The sequence below is a fragment of the Mixta hanseatica genome (assembly GCF_023517775.1).
In the GTDB taxonomy this organism is placed as follows: Bacteria; Pseudomonadota; Gammaproteobacteria; order Enterobacterales; family Enterobacteriaceae; genus Mixta; species Mixta hanseatica.
In genome coordinates, this window is record NZ_CP082904.1 from 268,524 (window position 1) to 289,463 (window position 20,940).

At 55.4% G+C, this 20,940-nt stretch carries 19 protein-coding genes and 1 pseudogene; 10 read left to right on the forward strand and 10 right to left on the reverse strand.

What is annotated here, in order from left to right; genetic code table 11:
- The first annotated feature begins 1 nt into the window (after position 1).
- Positions 2-1,201 (forward strand): MFS transporter, encoded by a 1,200-nt coding sequence (locus K6958_RS01195; RefSeq protein WP_249892982.1) that lies wholly within the window; start codon positions 2-4, stop codon positions 1,199-1,201.
- Between the two features lie 83 nt (positions 1,202-1,284).
- On the opposite strand, the gene K6958_RS01200 is transcribed toward K6958_RS01195, so the two are convergent.
- A complete protein-coding gene (locus K6958_RS01200; RefSeq protein ID WP_249892983.1) occupies positions 1,285-2,100 on the reverse strand; it encodes a TIM barrel protein in 816 nt (271 codons plus the stop codon).
- A gap of 414 nt (positions 2,101-2,514) precedes the next feature.
- Here K6958_RS01200 and K6958_RS01205 point away from each other — a divergent pair, with 414 nt between their 5' ends.
- Together K6958_RS01205 and iolB are read left to right on the forward strand one after the other, a co-directional pair.
- Positions 2,515-4,020, forward strand: a complete 1,506-nt coding sequence (locus tag K6958_RS01205; protein ID WP_249892984.1) for a CoA-acylating methylmalonate-semialdehyde dehydrogenase — start codon at positions 2,515-2,517, stop codon at positions 4,018-4,020.
- A 21-nt stretch (positions 4,021-4,041) separates the two neighbouring features.
- Positions 4,042-4,863 (forward strand): 5-deoxy-glucuronate isomerase, encoded by an 822-nt coding sequence (gene iolB, locus K6958_RS01210; RefSeq protein WP_249892985.1) that lies wholly within the window; start codon positions 4,042-4,044, stop codon positions 4,861-4,863.
- 81 nt (positions 4,864-4,944) lie between these two features.
- Here iolB and K6958_RS01215 read toward each other — a convergent pair whose 3' ends face one another.
- On the reverse strand, positions 4,945-5,784 hold the full coding sequence (locus K6958_RS01215) for a MurR/RpiR family transcriptional regulator (RefSeq protein WP_249892986.1): 840 nt from the start codon (positions 5,782-5,784) through the stop codon (positions 4,945-4,947).
- 267 nt (positions 5,785-6,051) lie between these two features.
- Entirely contained in the window at positions 6,052-7,980 is a 1,929-nt protein-coding gene (locus K6958_RS01220; protein ID WP_249892987.1) for a bifunctional 5-dehydro-2-deoxygluconokinase/5-dehydro-2-deoxyphosphogluconate aldolase, read from the reverse strand.
- A 554-nt stretch (positions 7,981-8,534) separates the two neighbouring features.
- Here K6958_RS01220 and iolD point away from each other — a divergent pair.
- The 5 genes and pseudogenes from iolD to K6958_RS01245 all read left to right on the forward strand — a co-directional run.
- Positions 8,535-10,475: a 3D-(3,5/4)-trihydroxycyclohexane-1,2-dione acylhydrolase (decyclizing) gene (iolD, locus tag K6958_RS01225; protein WP_249892988.1), complete on the forward strand. Its 1,941-nt coding sequence runs from the start codon at positions 8,535-8,537 to the stop codon at positions 10,473-10,475.
- A 94-nt stretch (positions 10,476-10,569) separates the two neighbouring features.
- A complete protein-coding gene (iolG, locus tag K6958_RS01230) occupies positions 10,570-11,586 on the forward strand; it encodes a bifunctional inositol 2-dehydrogenase/D-chiro-inositol 1-dehydrogenase (protein ID WP_249892989.1) in 1,017 nt (338 codons plus the stop codon).
- 68 nt (positions 11,587-11,654) lie between these two features.
- Complete coding sequence (locus tag K6958_RS01235) at positions 11,655-12,539, forward strand: sugar phosphate isomerase/epimerase family protein (RefSeq protein ID WP_249892990.1); 885 nt, start codon at positions 11,655-11,657, stop codon at positions 12,537-12,539.
- A gap of 69 nt (positions 12,540-12,608) precedes the next feature.
- Positions 12,609-13,505 (forward strand): myo-inosose-2 dehydratase, encoded by an 897-nt coding sequence (gene iolE, locus K6958_RS01240; RefSeq protein WP_249892991.1) that lies wholly within the window; start codon positions 12,609-12,611, stop codon positions 13,503-13,505.
- A gap of 12 nt (positions 13,506-13,517) precedes the next feature.
- Positions 13,518-13,631, forward strand: a pseudogene (locus K6958_RS01245) (ISNCY family transposase); the annotation flags it as partial.
- Positions 13,632-13,754: 123 nt separating this feature from the next.
- On the opposite strand, the gene K6958_RS01250 reads toward K6958_RS01245, so the two are convergent.
- On the reverse strand, positions 13,755-14,309 hold the full coding sequence (locus tag K6958_RS01250) for a DcrB family lipoprotein (protein WP_249892992.1): 555 nt from the start codon (positions 14,307-14,309) through the stop codon (positions 13,755-13,757).
- A 121-nt stretch (positions 14,310-14,430) separates the two neighbouring features.
- Positions 14,431-15,096, reverse strand: a complete 666-nt coding sequence (locus tag K6958_RS01255) for a 7-cyano-7-deazaguanine/7-aminomethyl-7-deazaguanine transporter (protein ID WP_249892993.1) — start codon at positions 15,094-15,096, stop codon at positions 14,431-14,433.
- Between the two features lie 255 nt (positions 15,097-15,351).
- Between K6958_RS01255 and tusA the strand changes: the two genes are divergently transcribed.
- The gene (gene tusA, locus K6958_RS01260; RefSeq protein WP_249894756.1) at positions 15,352-15,600 is read left to right on the forward strand and encodes a sulfurtransferase TusA; all 249 of its coding nucleotides are present in this window, start codon (positions 15,352-15,354) and stop codon (positions 15,598-15,600) included.
- 3 nt (positions 15,601-15,603) lie between these two features.
- Here tusA and trpC read toward each other — a convergent pair whose 3' ends face one another.
- From trpC to K6958_RS01275, 3 genes are all read right to left on the reverse strand, one after another.
- Positions 15,604-16,389 (reverse strand): indole-3-glycerol phosphate synthase TrpC, encoded by a 786-nt coding sequence (gene trpC, locus K6958_RS01265; RefSeq protein ID WP_249892994.1) that lies wholly within the window; start codon positions 16,387-16,389, stop codon positions 15,604-15,606.
- Positions 16,390-16,473: 84 nt separating this feature from the next.
- Complete coding sequence (locus K6958_RS01270) at positions 16,474-18,717, reverse strand: zinc/cadmium/mercury/lead-transporting ATPase (protein WP_249892995.1); 2,244 nt, start codon at positions 18,715-18,717, stop codon at positions 16,474-16,476.
- A gap of 84 nt (positions 18,718-18,801) precedes the next feature.
- Positions 18,802-19,431 carry a lysoplasmalogenase gene (locus K6958_RS01275; RefSeq protein ID WP_249892996.1) on the reverse strand — a complete coding sequence of 210 codons (630 nt, stop codon included), beginning with the start codon at positions 19,429-19,431 and terminating at the stop codon, positions 18,802-18,804.
- 188 nt (positions 19,432-19,619) lie between these two features.
- Here K6958_RS01275 and K6958_RS01280 point away from each other — a divergent pair, with 188 nt between their 5' ends.
- A complete protein-coding gene (locus tag K6958_RS01280; RefSeq protein WP_249892997.1) occupies positions 19,620-19,979 on the forward strand; it encodes a DUF2500 domain-containing protein in 360 nt (119 codons plus the stop codon).
- Between the two features lie 4 nt (positions 19,980-19,983).
- On the opposite strand, the gene K6958_RS01285 is transcribed toward K6958_RS01280, so the two are convergent.
- Both K6958_RS01285 and rsmD read right to left on the reverse strand, forming a co-directional pair.
- Positions 19,984-20,253, reverse strand: a complete 270-nt coding sequence (locus K6958_RS01285; RefSeq protein ID WP_249892998.1) for a DUF1145 family protein — start codon at positions 20,251-20,253, stop codon at positions 19,984-19,986.
- Positions 20,243-20,845 carry a 16S rRNA (guanine(966)-N(2))-methyltransferase gene (gene rsmD / locus K6958_RS01290; protein WP_249892999.1) on the reverse strand — a complete coding sequence of 201 codons (603 nt, stop codon included), beginning with the start codon at positions 20,843-20,845 and terminating at the stop codon, positions 20,243-20,245. The genes K6958_RS01285 and rsmD overlap by 11 nt, the downstream gene beginning before the upstream one ends.
- Between the last annotated feature and the right edge of the window lie 95 nt (positions 20,846-20,940).

Here is a 20,940-nt window from a genome sequence, read left to right on the forward strand (position 1 = left end):
TATGTCTGGACAGCCTGAGACGGAAGCCTCTGTCAGCGCTTTTCGTCTGAATCAGCGTATTCTTTCAATAGTGATTTTCAACTTTGCCAGCTATCTTGCCATCGGCCTGCCGCTGGCGGTCTTGCCTGGCTACGTGCATGACGTGATGGGATACAGCGCGTTTTGGGCGGGGCTGGTGATTAGCCTGCAATATCTCTCTACGCTACTCAGTCGACCCCACGCCGGCCGCTATGCTGATTTATGGGGGCCGAAAAAGGTGGTGATTTTTGGCCTGTTTGGTTGTCTGCTGAGCGGTATTTGTTACGCGCTAGCCGCCCTTAGCGCCGCCTGGCCGCTCATCAGCCTGAGTTTGCTCTGTATTGGCCGGCTGGCGTTAGGCATTGGACAAAGCTTTGCCGGCACCGGTTCTACCTTGTGGGGCGTGGGCGTGGTCGGCTCGCTGCATATTGGCCGGGTAATCTCCTGGAACGGCATCTGCACCTATGGCGCGATGGCGTTGGGCGCGCCGCTTGGCGCGTTGATTTATCATCTGGGCGGTATTCTGCTGTTGGCGGCGGTTATTATGCTGATCGTAATTGTCGCGATCCTGCTGGCGTTGCCGCGGCCGTCGGTCAAAGGCAGTAAAGGTAAACCGCTGCCGTTTCGTGCGGTGCTGGGAAGAATTTGGCCATTCGGTCTGCTGCTGGCGATGGCCTCAGCGGGATTTGGCGTGATCGCCACCTTTATTACCCTGTTTTATCAGGCGAAAGGCTGGCCGGGGGCAGCATTCTCATTAACCCTGTTTAGCCTGGCGTTTGTCGGCACTCGCCTGCTGTTTCCCAACAGCATCAACCGGCACGGCGGATTGCGTGTGTCGTTGGTCTGTTTTGCGGTGGAGGCGCTGGGGCTGTTTATTGTCTGGCTCTCTTTTTCCCCATGGTTGGCGAATTTGGGTGCCTTACTGACCGGCGCAGGCTTTTCGCTGGTTTTTCCGGCGCTGGGCGTGGTGGCGGTGAAAGCGGTGCCGCAGCAGAATCAGGGCAGCGCGCTGGCCACCTTTACCGCATTCATGGATCTCTCGCTGGGTATTACCGGGCCGGTCGCCGGTTTTATCATGAGCTATGCGGGTGTGCCGGTGATCTATCTACTGAGCGCCCTGCTGGTATGCCTGGCGCTGCTGCTAACGTGGCGCATGCGTCGGCAGCCCGAAGCGTCGTCATAAAGGCGCTATAAAAAAGGCCTCCGTTGGAGGCCAGAAACTGCAAAGACACAAATAACAGATAACTCTTGCAGAACCGCGCCGCATTAAGCCTGCAGCAGTTCAATACTTTGGCGGATTTCACGTTCGATATCCGCCTCACGCCAGTTCGCTAAATCAGAAGAGAAAGGTTCAAAGGCGTAAACGCCGCGATAGCCCATCTGCTCAAGGCGCCGTACCTGCGCCACGCTGTTCAGCACATCGCCCTTGCTGAGCATAATACGTTCTTCATCGGTCAGCTCCGCGATGGGACGCGTGTCTTCTACCCCGGAAAGATGCACCAGACCGATGCGCTCGATATCAATGCCGGATGCGAACTCCTGCTCAGCCTGTTCATAGAGATGATGATGGAAAGTATCGATCAGCAGGTTAAAGGGAACCTGCGCATCGCGGATCAGCGACTGAGTTTGTACCGCAGAGCGCAGCGAGCTTTGCGGGAACCCCAGCGGCTCTACCAGACCTTTAATTCCATACTGTGCAAACAGCGGCGCGAGCTTTTGCAGCGCGGCGATGGTTTTTTCCGCCGCGATCGGCTGCCCCTCATTTAACGGGCAAAGCACCAGCGCACCAGCGCCAATCGCCTGCGCCTCTTTCAATAGCGCTTCCGCCTGCGCCAGCAGCGCGTCATCCAGTCGGTTAAAAGGATAAAGCGCGTTAATAGTCACAATCTCCATGCCGTACTGCTGCGCCAGCGCGTTTACCTGCTGGTGGCTCAGGCTATCGGTCACCTTGCCGCTGGGCATGTCATTACGCAATTCCACCTTATTCAGGCCAAGCCGCTGAACCAGCTTGAAAAACGATTCAATGCTGAGACTGGGCGCAATTTTGCGGTTGATACAGAAACGGGTGGGATCGATGGCCATGATGTGCTCCTGCAAAACGTTAAGTAAAAACCGACATTGCTACGCGTCGGGCGGTTGGCCTAAAGAGAACATTTATTTCAAAAATAAGGAATAATGAAATGGTGGTTTTTGGATCTGCTTCGCAAAAATTTCATTTTTCATTGCACGCTATGCAGAAAAGAAGAAGGCGACCGTAAGGCGCCGCCATACAAGGCACAGCGCATAGCCTCCCGGGCAGCTTAACTGACTGAAACAGGCGCGTTACGTTACGGGAAAAATGCGATCCATCCCGCTAAAAACGAATTTTCCAATCTGAACTATTTGAAAAATTTATTTCAATATAATAGGGTCAATGCACGGAAACGGGTTAAATCCCGGCAGCCAATGGCGAAGCGGGCCGTGCGGCAGGGACCACCACATTAATGAGGCATGAACATGAATATCGTTGGAAACTTTATTGGCGGCAAAATCACACATAGCGCCAGCAATGAAACTATTCCGGTTTACGATCCTGCTACCGGAAAAGTGGTGCGCGAACTGACGCAAAGCACCGCGGATGAAGTGGCGCAGGCGATAACGGCGGCGCATAATGCCTTCCCGGAATGGTCGAATACCTCTCCGCTGCGCCGCGCCCGCGTCATGTTCAATTTTAAAATGCTGTTGGAAAAACACCGCGATGAACTGGCGGAGCTGATTGTCAGCGAGCATGGCAAAGTGTGGTCGGACGCCCTGGGCGAGCTGACGCGCGGCATGGAAGTTGTCGAGTTCGCCTGCGGCATTCCGCACCTGATCAAAGGGGAATACTCGCCGAACGTCGGCACCGGCGTGGATAGCTATTCGCTAATGCAGCCGCTGGGCGTGGTGGCGGGCATTACGCCGTTTAACTTCCCGGCGATGGTGCCGATGTGGATGTTCCCGATTGCGCTGGCCTGCGGCAATACCTTTGTCCTGAAGCCGCCGGCGCTGGATCCCTCCGCTGCCGTGCGCATGGCTGAGCTGCTGAGCGAAGCCGGGCTGCCGGATGGCGTATTCAATGTGGTGCATTGTTCTAATGAGGATGCCGAACAGCTTTATACTGACAGCCGTGTCCAGGCGGTCAGCTTTGTCGGCTCTTCAGGCGTTGCGGAGCATATCTATAAAACCGCCAGCGCTTACGGCAAACGCGTTCAGGCGTTCGGCGCGGCCAAAAATCACGCCATCGTTATGCCGGACGCCGATCCGGATGCGACAGTGAACGCCATTATGGGCGGGGCTTATGGTTCTGCGGGCGAACGCTGCATGGCGCTGCCGGTGGTGGTCGCGGTTGGCGATGATACCGCGGATAAGCTGATCGCGCGCCTGACACCATTGGTCAAAGCGCTGCGTGTAGGACCGGGTATGCAAAAAGGCAGTGAGGAAAATGAGATGGGCCCGGTGGTTTCCGCCATCCATCAGAAAAAGGTGCTGGGCTATATCGATAAAGGCGTAGCGGAAGGGGCGGCGCTGGTGGTTGACGGGCGTAACTTCCAGGTGCCGGGGTACGCAGAAGGTTACTACGTGGGTGGCACGCTGTTTGATCACGTCACCACGGATATGGTTATCTGGCGCGAAGAGATCTTCGGACCGGTATTAGGCATTATGCGCGCACCGGATTACCAGAGCGCGCTGGCGCTGGTCAACAGCCATGAGTTCGGCAACGGCAGCGCGATCTTTACCAGCAACGGCCATACCGCGCGTGATTTTGTGCAAAACGTCGAGGCGGGCATGGTTGGCGTCAATGTGCCGGTACCGGTGCCGATGGCATTCCATAGCTTTGGCGGCTGGAAGCGTTCGGTATTCGGCGCGCTTAACGTGCATGGTCCGGACGGCGTGCGTTTCTATACGCGCATGAAAACCGCCACGGCGCGCTGGCCGAGCGGCCAGCAGACGGTATCTGAATTCAGTATGCCAACGCTGAGCTAACCGGTTTACAAGGAGGAACGTATGTCTTTGCTTGCGAAACGTCAGCAGCCTGACACCAACGGCCGTATCCAACACATTACTCCGGAAAGCGCCGGCTGGCGCTTTGTTGGTTTTGATGTCTATCTGCTGAAACAGGGGCAAATCCTGACGCTGGAAAGCGGGGATAAAGAGCTATGCCTGGTGCTGGTCGCCGGGTTGGCTTCGGTGAAAACGCGACAGGCAGAATTTCCCAATATCGGTAAACGTCAGTCGCCTTTTGAACGTACGCCGCCTTACTCGGTGTATGTGCCGCACCAGGATCGCGTTGAGGTGGTAGCGGACTCTGACCTGGAGCTGGCGGTATGCAGCGCGCCAGGGCAAGGGCATTTACCGGCACGGCTGATTGCGCCAGAAGATGTGGGCGTTGAGCATCGCGGTAAAGGGCGCAACAAGCGGCTGGTGCATAATATCTTGCCGGATGATAAGCCCGCCGACAGCCTGCTGGTGGTAGAGGTTTATACTGATGAGGGCGATACCAGCTCTTACCCCAGCCATAAGCATGACCAGGAAGATTCACCGGATGAAACCTATCTGGAAGAAACCTATTATCATCGTTTTCAGCCGGAGCAGGGCTTCGCCATGCAGCGCGTCTATACTGACGATCGATCGCTGGATGAATGTATGGCCCCCTATAATCGCGACGTGGTGACGGTGCCGCGCGGCTACCATCCGGTTGCCACGATTGCCGGATACGATAACTATTACCTGAACGTCATGGCCGGGCCGGTGCGAAAATGGAAATTTACCTGGGAGAAGGATCACGCCTGGGTTAACAGCGACGATTACCCCGCGAACGGGAAATAAGCGTAGCCGGGAAAAGAACAGAAAAAAGCAGCCTAAATCACGGGCTGCTTTTTTATTAGCGACAGGAATTTAATAGTACTACTACTCTTTGGCGTTGTTTAATGCCAGCGATACCGCCAGAGTCTGGGCAAGACAAAGAGAAGCCACCTGAGAACGGAAACCATCTACCTGTGCTTCGCGCACCACAAAACAGACGTCGCTGAAGGCGGCCAATGGGCTAACCTGACTATCAGTAATGGCTATCTGCTGCGCGCCACGCCGGGCGCCCATCTCTACCAGCTCCACACCTTCACGTGCATAAGGTGAGTAGCTGATGGCGATCACCACATCTTTTGGGTTCACCAGGCTAAGCTGCTCGGTGAACATGCCGCCCAGCCCATCGATCAGGAAAGCGCGGCGTTCCAGATGGCGTAAAGCGTAAGTCAAATAGGAGGCCACGCTAAAGGAGCGGCGCAGGCCGATCACGTAGATGTTTTCAGCGTTATTCAGCATCTCTACCGCTTTATTAAGCTGCTCGGGGTTGGTCTGCATCGCCAGCTGCTGCAAGGCCTGTGAATTCACCATGGTAAACACGTTGAGAATTTCCGCTGGGTTTTCAGGAGAGGCGGCCGCCTCGTCGGTCGCCGTCTGCCTGAATAGCCGCGCCCGCTCGGTATAGTTAACCGTTTCTTCCATCAGGTGCTGGCGGAATACCTGCTTCATTTCGTTAAAGCCGCTGAAGCCAAACGCGTTAGAAAAGCGAATTAATGTCGAAGGCGGAACGTCAGCCTGCTGAGCAATAGACGCGACGGTATCAAAAGCGATGCTGTTGCTGTTATCAAGTATATAGCGTGCGACCTGCTTCAGGCGTTTACTGAGCGTATCGTAACGACGGCGAATGTCGTCCTGTAACAGGGAAAGCTGGGTAGGATTAGTTGTCATTACTTCGGCCTGCTAAAAATGATGGGCATATTGCTGAGCGATATTCTACCAGACGAATGGAAAATTTCATTTGAATCCCCGATTAGCAGTCTTTATTTCATCGCAACATGAATTGCCTCACAAAATGTGGTGCTAAATGCCGCACGTTTAGGTAATCAGTGCGCATTAATGCGGATAATTCAGGCTTATCCGGCTGAACGCGCCCGCCGTCCAGATAAAAAAACTAACGCCGCCGATTGAGTGAAGCGGCGGCGTTAGCAAAGGAGATTAGCTTGCCTGGCGTACTGGCCTGGCTTCTCGCCAATAGCCGATGAGCGTCAGGTAGTTATTTTTTACCTGCTCAATCAACTGATTATCGTTCAGTTCGCCCTGTAGCCACTGACGCGAAGGCTGCCCGAAAATGGTACGGCCTACGGCAAAACCCTTCACCCATGGCGCTTGAGCCGCGTCGCGGAAGCCCTTTTTCAGTTTATCTTCCGGCGCATCCAGCCCCAACAGCAGAATGCCCCGGCACCAGGGATCGTGCTGTTCAATGATGGCGCCTAGCGCCTGCCAGCTTTTCAGCGATAGCGGCGGCAGCTTCCACCAATCGGGCTGCACGCCAAGACGGTAAAAATGCTGAACAATATCCAGATAATAAGACTCCTGACGATCCGGGTTCTCTTCCGGCAGGATCACTTCCAGCAGCAGTTCGTGGCCCGATTTATTACAGCCGCGCCAGACGTCGCGAATCAACGCATCCTGCTGTTCACGCAGTTCAGTCTCATCATGGGGATGATAAAAAACCAGGCATTTCACTACATGCTCCTGCGGCCAGTCGATAAGCTGCGAGCCGATATTGCCATGTTCAAGGCGCAGCGGGCGCGAACCCGGCATTTCAATCGGCCGTCCGATCCACCAGCCTTTACCGGTAATCGCATTCAGCGCCTGCTGGCCGTAGGTGGTGTCGGCCAGAATACCGCTGTGGTTTTCTAAGCCCGCCTCGCTGGCTGCCGCTTCCGCCGCCTGCAGCAGCAGCATTTTCAACTGCGGAATACGTGATGGATCGGCGCCAGCCTCCTGGGCCATATCAGCCAACTGTTTGCGATGGTCGAAGGCAAATACGCAGAGCTCTTGCCAGCTCTGTTTGCGGGTAGTGACGCGATGCAGATGGTTAAGCTGCACGTCACGGTCTGGACGTTTTACTTCGCTATCGCGGCTGAGATAATCGTCCAGCTCCGCTTTGGTCGGCATCGCCGGCGCGCAGCCGTGACGCGAAACCACCAGCGCGCCGCAGGCGTTGGCATAGCGACACGCCTGCGGCCAGCCCTCGTCATTAAGCCAGCCGCGCAGCAGGCCCGACATAAAGGCATCGCCCGCGCCCAGCACGTTTAACACCTCCACACGCACGCCGCTTTGCAGCGTCGTTTGCTCCCAGCTATCCGGAATATCGCCTTCAAAAACTACGCAGCCTAACGGACCGCGTTTGCACACCAGCGTAGCTTTGCTGGCCTGACGGACCGCCTTCAATGCCTGCAGCGTATCGGTGCTGCCACCGGCAATATGAAACTCTTCTTCCGTGCCTACGATCAGATCAAAATAGTGCAGCACTTCCTGCAGTTGCTGGGTCACGCGGCCTGATTCGATAAACCGGGTTTCGCCATCGCCCAGCGAGGTCAACCCCCATAACACCGGACGATAATCAATATCCAGCGCGGTACGTAGCCCGTGCCGCCGCGCAATCTCCAGCGCTTTTAGTACCGCCGCACGCGTATCGGGATGGGAAAGGTGGGTACCGGTAACCGCAACCGCGCGGGCGGAAGCGATATAGTCTTCATCGATATCCTGCGGCGTCAAGCCCATATCTGCGCAGTTATCGCGATAGAAAATTAACGGAAAGGTATCTTCATCTTTAATGCCTAATATCACCAGGCCGGTCAGGCGGTGTTTATCGGTTATTAAAAATTCGGTATCGACGCCTACGCGCTGCAGCTCTTCACGCAGGAAACGACCATTGTGCTCATCGCCGACGCGCGCCAGCATCGCTGATTTCAGGCCCTGAATGGCGGTGCCATAAGCGACATTACCGGAGGAGCCGCCGAGATACTTGGCAAAGGTGCTGGTATCTTCCAGACGCGCACCGATCTGCTGACCATAAAGGTCAACGGCAATACGGCCAATACAAATCACATCAAGCCGCTTCTGTTGTGTACTCATACCTGTTGTTTCCTTCTGTGATAAGCCGTCACTGTCAAGCGTCTCCAGAGATCTTACGGGAAAGACCCGATAATCCGATCGCACCGGATCAACTGTGCTGGCAGTATGGGGAATAAATATTCCAAAAACAATATGAAATGAAATTATCAACCCAAAACTGTGAGGGCGGTAAAAAACTCCCTGCTTTTTTATTATGTCCAGAGCGACGGTTACTGCTTCGCGCAGCGCGGAATTTCACCGATTTAGCCTAAACATTGAAGAAGTTAGGCTTGCGCAGTAAATGGAACGGAATATTTGTTTTTTGCGCACTCTTCTACTGACGTTTCACTTTCCTCTGCTGGCAGGCCCCGTTGCAGGCTGGCTGCAGCTATTATTTGATCTCACTCGCAAAATGAAATGTTTCTTCTGTAATCGTATTTTATGGAAAAAATATTTGTTTATAATCGCCTCACGTTTCACTAATGAGCCGTCGGCCGATCGCCGTTTTGGTCGCCGACATATGCGAATTACGGCGCGCCCTGTTAACGGTTCCGCCACGGGTAAAGGATAAGCAAATGGGCAAGATCAGATTAACCACGGCACAGGCGCTGGTGAAATTTCTCGATAATCAATATCTCGCCGTTGACGGGGTTGAAACGAAATTTGTTAAAGGCATTTTCGCCATTTTCGGTCACGGTAACGTACTGGGGCTGGGCCAGGCGCTGGAACAGGATAACGGCGATTTGGTGGTGCATCAGGGGCGTAACGAGCAGGGAATGGCTCATGCCGCCACCGGCTACGCCAAGCAGAAGCTGCGCCGTGAAATCATCGCCTGTACCTCCTCAGTGGGCCCCGGCGCGGCTAATATGATTACCGCCGCCGCCACCGCGACGGCGAACCGTATTCCGCTGCTGCTGCTGCCTGGCGATGTGTTCGCTACGCGCCAGCCCGATCCGGTGCTGCAGCAAATTGAACAGAGCCACGACCTGAGCCTGAGTACGAATGATGCGTTCCGCGCCGTCAGTAAATACTGGGATCGCGTCAGCCGCCCTGAGCAGCTAATGACCGCCTGCATCAACGCCATGCGTGTATTAACCGATCCGGCGGAAACCGGCGCGGTAACGCTGTCGCTGCCGCAGGATGTGCAGGGCGAAGCCTGGGATTACCCCGATTATTTCTTCCAGAAACGCGTCCACCGTTTAGAGCGCCGTCCCGCCACCGAAGCACAGCTGCAAGATGCGCTGGCGCTGCTGGCGCGTAAGCATAAACCGCTGATCGTCTGCGGCGGCGGGGTGAAATATTCCGGTGCGGGCGAGGCGCTGCGCCAGTTTGCTGAACAGCATCAGATCCCCTTTGCGGAAACACAGGCGGGAAAAGGCACGTTAGTTTCCGATCATCCGTTGAATGTGGGCGGCGTTGGCGAAACCGGCTGTCTGGCGGCGAATTTGCTGGCAAAAGAGGCCGATCTGGTGATTGGCGTCGGCACGCGCTACACCGATTTCACCACTGCATCGAAATGGATATTCCAGCATCCTGACGTCAGCTTCATCAACATTAACATCAGCAATTTCGACGCGTATAAACTCGATGGCGTTCAGGTGGTTGCCGATGCGCGCGAAGCGTTAACCGCGCTAAATGAGCGTCTGGCCGCGCAGGGTTTTAGCAGCGAATGGGGCGCTAAAATCGAACAAGCGCAAAGCAAGCTGCTCAGGGAGACGCAACGCGTTTATCAGGTGGCCTACAGCGAAGAGAATTTTGTGCCGGAAATAGATGACAGCATCGATCGCGACGCGCTGTTCGCCGAGTTTAATCGCCTGACCGGCTCCTTTCTGACCCAGAGCAGCGTGCTGGGCACGCTGAATGAGCAACTGCCGGAGGATGCGGTAATCGTCGCGGCGGCAGGCAGCCTGCCGGGCGATCTGCAACGCGTGTGGCGCACCAAAGCGCCGAACGGCTATCACGTTGAATATGGCTATTCCTGCATGGGCTATGAAATTAACGCTGCGCTTGGCGTCAAGCTGGCTGAGCCGCAGCGCGAAGTTTACGCGCTGGTTGGCGATGGCTCTTTTATGATGCTGCATTCCGAACTGGTGACCTCCATTCAGGAGAGAGCCAAAATCAACGTAGTGCTGTTCGACAATATGACCAACGGCTGCATCAACAACCTGCAGCTGGAACACGGCATGGACAGTTTTACCACCGAGTTTCGCTTTCGCGATAACGAAAGCGGCAAGCTTGACGGCGGCTTTATCCCGGTTGATTTCGCCGCCATCGCCGCCGGCTACGGCTGCAAAACCTGGCGCGTTACCACGCTGGAAGAGCTGAGCCACGCGCTGGAAGCGGCACGCAAGGAAACCGTATCCACCCTGATTGACGTAAAAGTTCTGCCCAAAACCATGGTGCATAAGTATTTCAGCTGGTGGCATGTCGGCGGCGCGCAGGTTTCGACCTCGGAGCGTATTGATGCCGTGGCTAAAATGCTGAACGAGCATGTCGAGCAGGCGCGTAAATACTAACTAAAAATTTAGTCCCTAACTTTCTGACATCTACCCTGACAGCGAATCTGGCCTGGCTGGAAGGTTCGCGCTTACCCTAAATTCTGGAGACATCATGACTCTGAAACTTGGCGTTATCGGCACCGGCGCAATCGGCCAGGAACATATTCGTCGCTGCAGTAAAGTGCTGCAGGGCGCCACGGTAGTGGCGGTCTCTGATATTAATCTTGAAGGCGCCAGGGCGGCGCTAACGCGTCTTGGCCTGCAGGCGGAAGTGTATGCCAATGGCCACGATGTAGTGAATTCTCCCGACGTAGATGCGCTGCTGGTGACCTCATGGGATCCCACCCATGAAGAGTACACGCTGGCCGCCATTGCCGCTGGCAAGCCGGTTTTTTGCGAAAAGCCGCTGGCAATGACCGCAGAAGGCTGCCGTCGCGTAGTGGATGCCGAAATGAAATTCGGCAAGCGTTTGGTGCAGGTGGGATTTATGCGCCCTTACGACGTAGGCTACCGCGCGCTGAAAAAAGTGATTACCGACGGCGAAATTGGCGAGCCGCTGATGTTGCACTGCGCGCACCGCAACCCGACGGTGCCAGAAAGCTATACCACCGACATGGCGATCACCAGCACCCTAATCCACGAGTTGGATGTGCTGCGCTGGCTGACCAATGACGACTATAAAACCGTGCAGGTGGTTTTCCCGCGTGTGACGTCAAAAAGCCATGCCCGTTTGAAAGATCCGCAAATTGTCCTGTTTGAAACCCAGAAGGGCATCCGCATTGACGTCGAAATCTTTGTGAATTGCGCCTACGGCTACGACATTCAGTGCGAAGTGGTCGGTGAAGAAGGTATCGCCAGGCTGCCGGAGCCTTCAGCGGTGCAGATGCGTAAAAGCGCCCAGCTTTCCACCTCGATTCTTACCGACTGGAAAGATCGCTTTATTGATGCCTATGACGTCGAACTGCAGGCCTTTATTAATGATATCAGCAACGGCACGCTGACCGGTCCGTCCGCCTGGGACGGCTATGCCGCCTCGGTAGCCGCCGATGCTTGTCTGAAGGCGCAGGAGAGCGGTGCGATCGAGCCTGTTACGCTGCCGCCGCGCCCGGCTTTCTACGATAAGGCTTAATTTTCCGCGTTTCTCCCACTACGGCGGGAGGCGTGTGCAACATGCACTGAGCAATCAGGGAGAAGGTTATGAAAATCGCTTTCGATGTGGATGTCATTAGAGATTTAGGCATCACAAAGATGGTTCATCAGGTGGCTGACTGGGGCTACAAATATATTGAGCAGTCGCCGCACCCGCAGATTAACCCTTTTTATAAGCACCCAAAGGCCAGCCGGGAAATCATGACGGAGTACAAAAACGCGCTGAAGGCCACCGGCGTGGAGATCTCCTCGTTTATTGTAGTTTATCGCTGGTCAGGCCCGGATGAGTTACGTCGCCAGGCGGCGGTCAAAAACTGGAAGCGCATGATTGAAATTGCGGTTGAGATGGGTGTGCAGGTCATTAACACCGAATTATCCGGCAACCCGAACGAACCGGAGATCTGCGAAGAGATGTTCTATCGCTCTATGGAAGAGTTGCTGCCGATTGTAGAACGCGAAGGCATTCGCCTTGAGATCCAGTCGCACCCGTGGGACTTCTGCGAGCGCAACAATGAAACCGCCGATATTGTAAAATCGTTCCGCAGCGATAACGTGAAGTATGTCTATAGCGTGCCGCATACCTTCTTCTATGACAACGGCAAAGGCGATGTAAAAAACATGCTGGAGTACGTGGGCGATGACCTTTCGCATGTGCTGATTGCCGATACCATGAACCACACCAAACACTGTCGCTATATCGTTAATCCGCCGGGCGTTGATGCTGCGGTGCATCAGCATGTCGGCGTAGGGGAAGGCGAGGTGGATTTCACCACGCTATTTAAAACTTTGCGTGAAATGGATTTTGCCAACCGCAGCTGGAAAGTCGGCGGCGAGTCGATTATTACCTCCGCACTGTTTGGCTACCCGGAAAAGATGAAATACCAGGCAGTTGAAACGCGTGAGCTGATGGAACGCGAGCTGCTGGGCAAATAAGGTGGTTAGCTCCGCCGGAGCCTGACCGCGTGACGGCTAAAAGCCGCCGTACCGAACAGAGAATGCATCATGAACAAAGATAACGTGAAGCTGGCGATTGCGCCGATTGGCTGGACCAACGACGATATGCCAGAGCTGGGAAAAGAGAACACTTTTCAGCAGACCGTCAGTGAAATGGCGCTGGCAGGCTTCTGCGGTAGCGAAGTCGGTAGCAAATATCCGCGCGATCCGGCGGTGCTGAAGCCCATGCTGGAGATCCGCGGCATACAGATCTGCAACGCCTGGTTCAGCACCTTTTTCGCCAACGGCGAAAGGGCGAAAACCATTGATGAGTTCATTAATCATATGAACTTCCTGCACGCCATGGGAGCGAAAGTGATTGGTTGCTCTGAGCAGAGCAAAAGTATCCAGGGCACCTCGCTGGCGGTCTTTGAACAGAAGCCGGTGTTTACTGAAGAAGAGTGGCGCTTAACCGCAGAAGGCTATAACGAGCTGGCACAGATTGCCGCTGAAAAGGGGATGCAGGTTTGTCTGCACCATCATATGGGCACCGGCATTCAAACGCCGGATGAAATCGACCGCTTCCTGGCGTTGACTAACGATGACGTTTATCTCCTGTACGATACCGGCCATCTTTACTACTCAGAAAACAGCGAGCAGGCGATGCTGGCGGTGCTGGAGAAGCATCTGCCGCGCATTAATCATGTTCACCTGAAGGATGTACGTGATGAGGTGGTGGCAGAAGTACGTGAGCAGCGTCTCTCTTTTCTTGATGGCGTTAAGCGCGGCACCTTTACCGTACCCGGCGACGGCGTGATTGATTTTAAACCGGTGTTTAAATTGTTGGACGAAGCAGGTTATCACGGCTGGATGGTGGTGGAGGCGGAGCAGGATCCGGCGTTAGCGAACCCGTTTGAATATGCGGTAAAAGCCCGCAAATATATTCGCGAGACTGCCGGGATTTAATCCCAGCCCTAAACTTCAGATGCAGAGACCTTGGTACGCGAACTGGCACAGTGGGTGCCGCAACATAAGGATAAACTGATGGCCATCGCGCAGCAGCTTGAACAGAAGGGCATCGAGAAGGGTATCGCTTCGCGCCATTTGCCACATCGTCGGTCAGCTGGACCGTCAGCGTGCTGGCCTACCTGAGGCGCGCAAATAAAAACGCCGTCAGAGAGTGACGGCGTTTTTTTATCGCAGGTTTGCTACGGCTTATTTGAGCGTAATGGTGTTAATGATGTTTTCAGCCTGCGTCTGCGCCTGCTGTTGATTATCAGCCGGTAGGGTAATCTGCAGCGTCAGCAGTTTGCCTTCAGTCTTCGCTAACACCACGGAAGACCAGGCGGTTTGGTTATTGGCGGAAATCACCGTATCCAGCTGCTGAGCCGCTTCGCCTTTCAGGCTGATCGCCTTATTGGTAACCACCTGAAGCTGCGGATCGCGGTTGCGCTGCTGTTGTTCCAGACGCTGACTCAGCACGTCCAGCCCTTCATTAGTCGCATCGCCTTCAATCACGATAATGGCGCGCTGGCCGCTTTCATCGGCGTAAACGTGCATGTTGTTGGACTGGGTGCCCAGCTTGCCGCTTTTATCCGACATGCCGGCAGGCAAATTAAAGCTCAGCTTGCCATCCATTAATGACACGGTCTGCACTGAAGTGCTGGCGCTGGCGCCGTTATCGTCCGCCGTGGCTTTATCCTGCTGATCGCAAGCGGCCAGACCCACCACCAGTAAACCTATTCCAAGATATTTCGTAAGTTGACGCATCAGGTTCCCTTTTATTTATTTGCCTGGCATACAAAGCTTAATACAAACTGAATCAGCGCTTAAAAGCAACCAATCGTAAGTCACGATCTTAGACGCGCTGACGCCAGCTGGCTATTGCCGCTTAGCCGAAATTGTATTGCGCACGCTGCGAGCGTTCCGCCAGACGCTTAAGCGCCGCGTTAAGCAGTACGCCGTAGGCTGGCAAAAAGAAAACCATGCAGATTAAGACTTTAAAGCTGTAATCCACCAGCGCGATTTCTACCCAGTGCTGCGCCATAAAGGCATCAGTGCTCTTGTAAAAGGCGATAAAGAAAAAAGCGATGGTATCGCTGATATTGCCTAAAAACATGGCGCAGGCGGGAGCAGGCCACCATTGCGGCAGCTGACGCAGGCGGTTGAAAACCTGAACGTCCAGCACCTGACCCAGCGCATAAGCCATAAAGCTGGCGCAGGCGATACGGGCCACAAACAGGTTTACCTCGCTCAGCGCGCCCAGCCCCTGCCAGCTGCCGTTATAAAACAGCGACGAGATGACGTAGGAAATAAACAGTGCCGGGATCATCACCGATAAAATAATACGACGGGCCAGTGGCGCGCCAAAAATCCGCACGGTCAGATCGGTTGCCAGAAAGATAAAGGGAAAGCTGAAGGCACCCCAGGTGGTATGGAAGCCAAAAATGGAAATAGGCAGCTGTACCAGATAGTTACTGGAGGTGATAACCAGAATATGGAACAGAGAAAGCCAGACAAGCGCATGCTTCCGCTGGCGCGGTGTAAAGGAGATCATAATTTACCTTTTTACGTTGGGGTGAGGGAACCCAGTCTTCATTCAGTTTCTTGCCGCGGCCGGTTAACAGCGGCGAAGAGCAAATCTTACAGCGCGATAACCGGCGTGAAGCGGTATCGCGGGCGCATCTTACCGCGTTGTTTTCGCATTGCAATGGTTAATTTTAACGCAAACGTTCACCTTTAGCCGACCGCTTGCGCAACAGGACGCCGGGGGTAGAATAGGGTGCAACAGAATTCAGCTACTGAGAAAATTATGAACGATCGCTTCGACAATCCCGATCACACCCTGGACGCGCTTGGTTTACGCTGCCCGGAACCGGTGATGATGGTGCGTAAAACCGTACGCCATATGCAGGATGGGGAAACGCTATTAATTATTGCTGACGATCCGGCGACCACCCGCGATATTCCGGGCTTCTGCCGCTTTATGGAGCATACGCTGGTGGCGCAGGAGACGGATGAAAAGCCCTACCGCTATCTGCTGCGTAAGGGCCTTTCCTGACGGTCAGAAGAACAGCTTCGCCAGCTCTGCGCCCGGCTCGGCGGCGCGCATAAAGGCTTCGCCGACCAGAAAATTATTAACGCCCGCCTGACGCAGCCGTTGTACATCCTGCACGTTGGCTATGCCTGACTCGGTCACCACCAGACGATCCGACGGCAGTTGGGTCAGCAGGCCCAGCGTAGTCTCAATTGACGTTTCGAAGCTACGCAGGTTGCGGTTGTTAATGCCAATCAATGGAGTGGCCAGGTTCAGCGCCCGCTCCAGCTCAGCGCCGTCGTGCACCTCTACCAGCACCGCCATGCCCAACTGATGCGCACAGGCTTCCAGCTCCTGCATCTGGCTATCTTCCAGCGCAGCCGCAATTAGCAGGATGCAGTCGGCACCCATCGCCCGCGCTTCCTCAATCTGCCAGCTATCAATCATAAAATCTTTACGCAGCACCGGCAGCGTACAGGCGGCGCGCGCCTGCTGTAAATAGCGCTCGCTGCCCTGAAAGAATTGCGCATCGGTTAATACCGAAAGGCAGGCCGCGCCGCCCTGCTGATAGCTTTTAGCAATCTCGGCGGGATGAAAGTCAGCACGGATCAACCCTTTAGACGGGCTGGCTTTTTTTACCTCGGCAATGATACCCGGTTTGCCCTGCTGATTATGCTGACGCAGCGCCGCGATAAAATCACGCTGGCTTTGCTGCCGGGCGCGATCGCGCAGCGTGCTAAGCGAGGAAGCGCGTTTTGCCGCGTCGATCTCCTCACGCTTCACCGCCAGGATTTTATTTAAAATGTCAGACATGAGGCGCTTCCTTAACTAAGATTATGACCCGGATTATGCAGGCCGCTACGATGTTTTAATGGTTTCCCGCGTTAGGCGCAAGCCTTAGCGCTTACGCAACAGGCGTAACGCATTGGCAGTCACCAGCGCGGTAGCGCCGCTGTCCGCCAGCACCGCCAGCCACAGGCCGGTCAGGCCAAGCAGCGTGGTGACCAGCAGTAGCGCTTTCAGTCCCAGCGCGATGGCGATATTTTGGCGAATATTGGCCTGTGTGGCGCGTGACAGACGGATCATCGCCGCCAGCCCGCTTAAGCGGTTGTGCGTTAAGGCGGCATCGGCCGTTTCCAGCGCCACGTCGCTGCCGCTGCCCATGGCAATGCCCAGCGTTGCCGCTTTCATCGCGGGCGCATCGTTAATGCCATCGCCCACCATCGCCACCGGCTGCATCTCACTGAGCTGGCGGATGGCCGCGACTTTATCCACAGGCAGCAGACCTGCGCGATAATCCAGGCCGATCTCGGTGGCGATAGCGGCGGCGGCGCGCGGGTTATCACCGGTCAGCATCACAGCCTTTATCCCAAGCTGCTGTAGCTCAGCCAGCGCTGGCCGCACATCGTCCCGTAAGGTATCGCGCAGGGCCAACAGGCCCTGCGGCTGCTGCTCTTGATAAACTATCACTACCGTTTTGCCTGTGCTTTCCAGTTCGTCAATCTGTGCCGCCAGCGCTTCCGTCTGGTCCGTCAGAGGTGCGGATAAGCGCCAGCGCTGACCGTTGATTTGCGCTTCGATGCCGCGCCCTGGCAGCACGCGCTGATCCTGCGCCAGCGGCAACGGCTGATTTAACTGCCGGGCCTGCGCAACAATCGCCAGCGCCAGTGGATGCGTCGCCCCTTGTTCAACCGCGGCGGCATACAGCAGCAACTGCGCCTTATCTATATCGGTTAACGGAATAATGTCGGTCAGTTCAGGTTTGCCGATGGTCAGGGTGCCGGTTTTATCAAAGGCCAGCAGTTGGATAGCGCCCAGCTTTTCCAGCGCCGCGCCGCCTTTGATCAGCGCGCCGCGCCGGGCTGCGGCGGCCAGTCCTGAGGTAATTGCCGCTGGCGTAGAGATGACCAACGCGCAGGGGCAGCTGATCAATAGCAGCGTCAGCCCTTTATACATCCACGTTTGCCAGTCGGCGGCCCACAGCAGAGGCGGCAACAGGGCGACCAGCAGCGCCAGAAGCATTACCAGCGGCGTATAGATACGACTGAAACGATCGAGAAAACGCTCAAGCGGCGCACGATGCGCTTCGGCCTGCTCAATCAACTGCAGAATCCGATCGATAGCGCTTTCACCCGGTTTGGAAACCACCTCCAACCTGACCTGACGATCGATGCTGATGCAGCCCGCGGCGATAAGGGCAGTCTGCTGATGTTCAGCAGGCATGGATTCGCCGGTTAACGCGCTTTCATCAAAGCTGGCGAAGGGCGAAATCAACCGCGCGTCGGCAGGCAGCCGTTCGCCCGCCGCAACCTCGATAATGTCGCCGGGGCACAGCAGGCTGGCGGGGATCGCTTCCCGCTGCTCATTACGCACGCGTACCGCTTTATCCGGCTTCAGCGCCATTAGCGCGGTAACGCCGCGTCGCGCCCGGTTGGCGGCGATGCCTTCCAGCCGCTCGCCCAGCAGAAAAAGCAGCAGTACCATGGCCGCCTCAGCACCGGCACCGATAAACAGCGCGCCGACCGCCGCGACCGTCATTAAGGTTTCAATCGCGAAGGGGCTACCGCTGCGCGCCAGCCGCCAGGCCTTACGGCCGATTGGCCACAGTCCCGTCAGCGTAGTGACGATAAACGCCGTCTGTCCCACTGTGGGCGCGATAAAATGCAGCAGCCAGCTTACCAGCATCAGCAGGCCTAACACGCAGATCAGGCGATTTTCCTGCCAGACCCCCGCTGACTTTTTAACGCGGGTCGTCGTATCCTGCAAATGAAATCCGGCCTGTTTAACCGCCTGTTCCACCTCGGCTTTGATATTGCGCTCGGCGTTAATCAGCAACGTTTGTGTGGCGAATGACACCTGAACGTTACGGATGCCCGCCAGCGTGCTGACCGCTTTTTCTACTTTGCGTGCGCAACTGGGGCAATCCATGCCGTTAATGGTCCAACGATAGTGAGATGCCGTCAGCGGCGTTTGTGCTGGCGCAGCAGCCGGGCTGTCGGCGCAGCAGGCCTGTTGGCAGGATGAAGTCTCGTCAGGCGAAAGAGAAAAGCGGCCCGCCTGCAACGGGGCTTTCCCCTGAACGCCGTTAAGGCGGAGCGCGGCCCGGGAAGGGCCGGAACCGCAGGGTAAAGGTTTGCTCATTGCGCCTCCTGAACTTTGCAGCAACTGAAGTTAGCTGCATCCTACATTCTGGAGCTAACTCCAGAGTCAAGAGGCAATATTTCGTCAGAACAACCAGAGCGAGCGGGCAATCATAAAGTGACCAGCAAAGTAGCAGGCGGCGACAATGGCGTTATCCGCCGTGAAGCGCTGGCGATAATGGCTGATAAACCAGACCAGATTAGCCAACGTCAGTAGCGTGGCGCCCGCCATCAGAGAGAAGCTGTAATCGGTGGGGCGGAAATAATAGAGCTCCGCCGCCAGCCAGTTCATCACCAGCGTCATGCCGATAAAAGTACAAACCGGCCAACGTAAATCCTCCAGCCGCGACCAGATGATCGCAATCCAGACGATGCCAACGATCAGCAACGTCAGCGGAATCGGCCAGAAGAAACTCATCGTCATATGGCTGGCGAAATTGATGGTATAGAGCAGATGCGCCAGGAAGAACGCGCCCAGCGCATACATCATGCGTTGACGCGGCAGCAACGTTAACGCATCGCCCGCCATAGTAGCCAGCAGGCCAAGCAGGATCAGATAGTCAGTAGGGTTACGCGTAGGAGCCTGCCAGGCCCAGGCCAGCAGCAGCAGCAGGGTGACAGGTTTAAATAACCAGCGTTGCCATTGCGGCCCGCGATAGGAAGCATCGACATACAGCCAGCCGGAAAAAAGTACCGCAAGAAACGACCAAATCATTACGTTGTCCTTTTTTAAATGGGGTGACAGTAACAACCACCGTTAATACGTAGCGCTGAGGGTCTGGCCACCGTTTTATGTGCAACATCCTGCATTGAGTTTAGGTTAGCGGCGCGCAATGTGACAATCGGCGCGCTCTGGTTGTATCCTTCCTGGGCGACAGCCTGCTGAAAGGGAGCCAAAAAAAGATGAGCAAACCGCCGTTAATTTTTATTATCGTGCTGGCGATTATTGCCGTGCTGGCCTCGCGTCAGTTCATTAAGCAACGACGCGAAAATGCGGCAAACGCAGCTGCGCCGGTGCGCCTGCTGTCGGCAGAGGTTAAAAGTAAACGTGAGTTTCCGGCGCCGAACCGACATTCACGGCAACGTGAAGTGATTGCCGGGGAAGAGATGCGCTATGAGGCGTGGTTTCATCCTTTAAACGGCGGCGGTGATATGAAACTGACGCTAAGCGAGCACGCTTATCAACAGCTGGACAAAGGCGCAAAAGGCGAGCTTAAAGTGCAGGGCACCCGCTTTATCGCTTTTACGCCAGAGAAGCCCTGAGACGTTATTGCTTAGGGTAATGCTTTTTCTGCCAGGCAAGCAGTTCAAACACGCCGAAAAAGAATATTTTAACTTGTGTAATGCGGCTTAGTTTGACGCCATCTTTCGGCTGCGTGGCTTTCAGCAATACCAGCTGCAGACCATGCATCAGCACCATAAAAATCAGCGCAACGTTAACAAAATATGTCAGCGGTTTAGGGAAAGGATGCACAATATTCAGCAGCAAAAACGCCCATACGAACACCATTAATAGACGACCAAGATTAAGCCACATCTTCCTGCTCCTGTAAGACGCCTGCGCGGCGATATAAGCGGTAGGCGACCTGTCCCGCGATTTTTTCCCGGTGCAGCTGCCAGTTAATCGGTACCGGCGGCGCGCCGTTTTCCACTTCGCTTTCCACGTAAATCAACGCATCGTCAGCCAGCCAGCGGTTGTTTTCCAACAGCTGCAGCGTCTGCTCTAGTAGTCCCTTGCGAAAGGGTGGATCGATAAACACGATGTGATAAGGCTCGCCCTGCTGCGCCAGCCAGCTTAGCGTGTTGGTATTAATAACCTGGGCATTAGCGGCTTTCAGCGTGTGCAGATTCTGCGTCAGCTGCTGGGCTACCGGCTTTTCCAGCTCCAGCAGCGTCGCCGAACCGGCATAGCGCGACAACGCCTCCAGCCCCAGCGCGCCGCTGCCGGCAAAGCAGTCCAGACAGCGCGCCTGCTGAATAGCGGGCGCCAGCCAGTTAAACAGCGTTTCGCGTACCCGATCGGTGGTCGGGCGTAATCCGGCGCTGTCCGGAACCGGCAGTTTTCGTCCGCGCCACTGACCGCCAATGATGCGGATTTGTCCGGCGCCGCCGCGGGGTTTTTTATTCATAATGCTCACAACTCGTCATAATTTGTTGCGTAGTTTAACGGGCGAAAGCGGTTGAGGAAACGTTAAAAGGGTGCTGGTGTTGCGCTCGCTGGAAA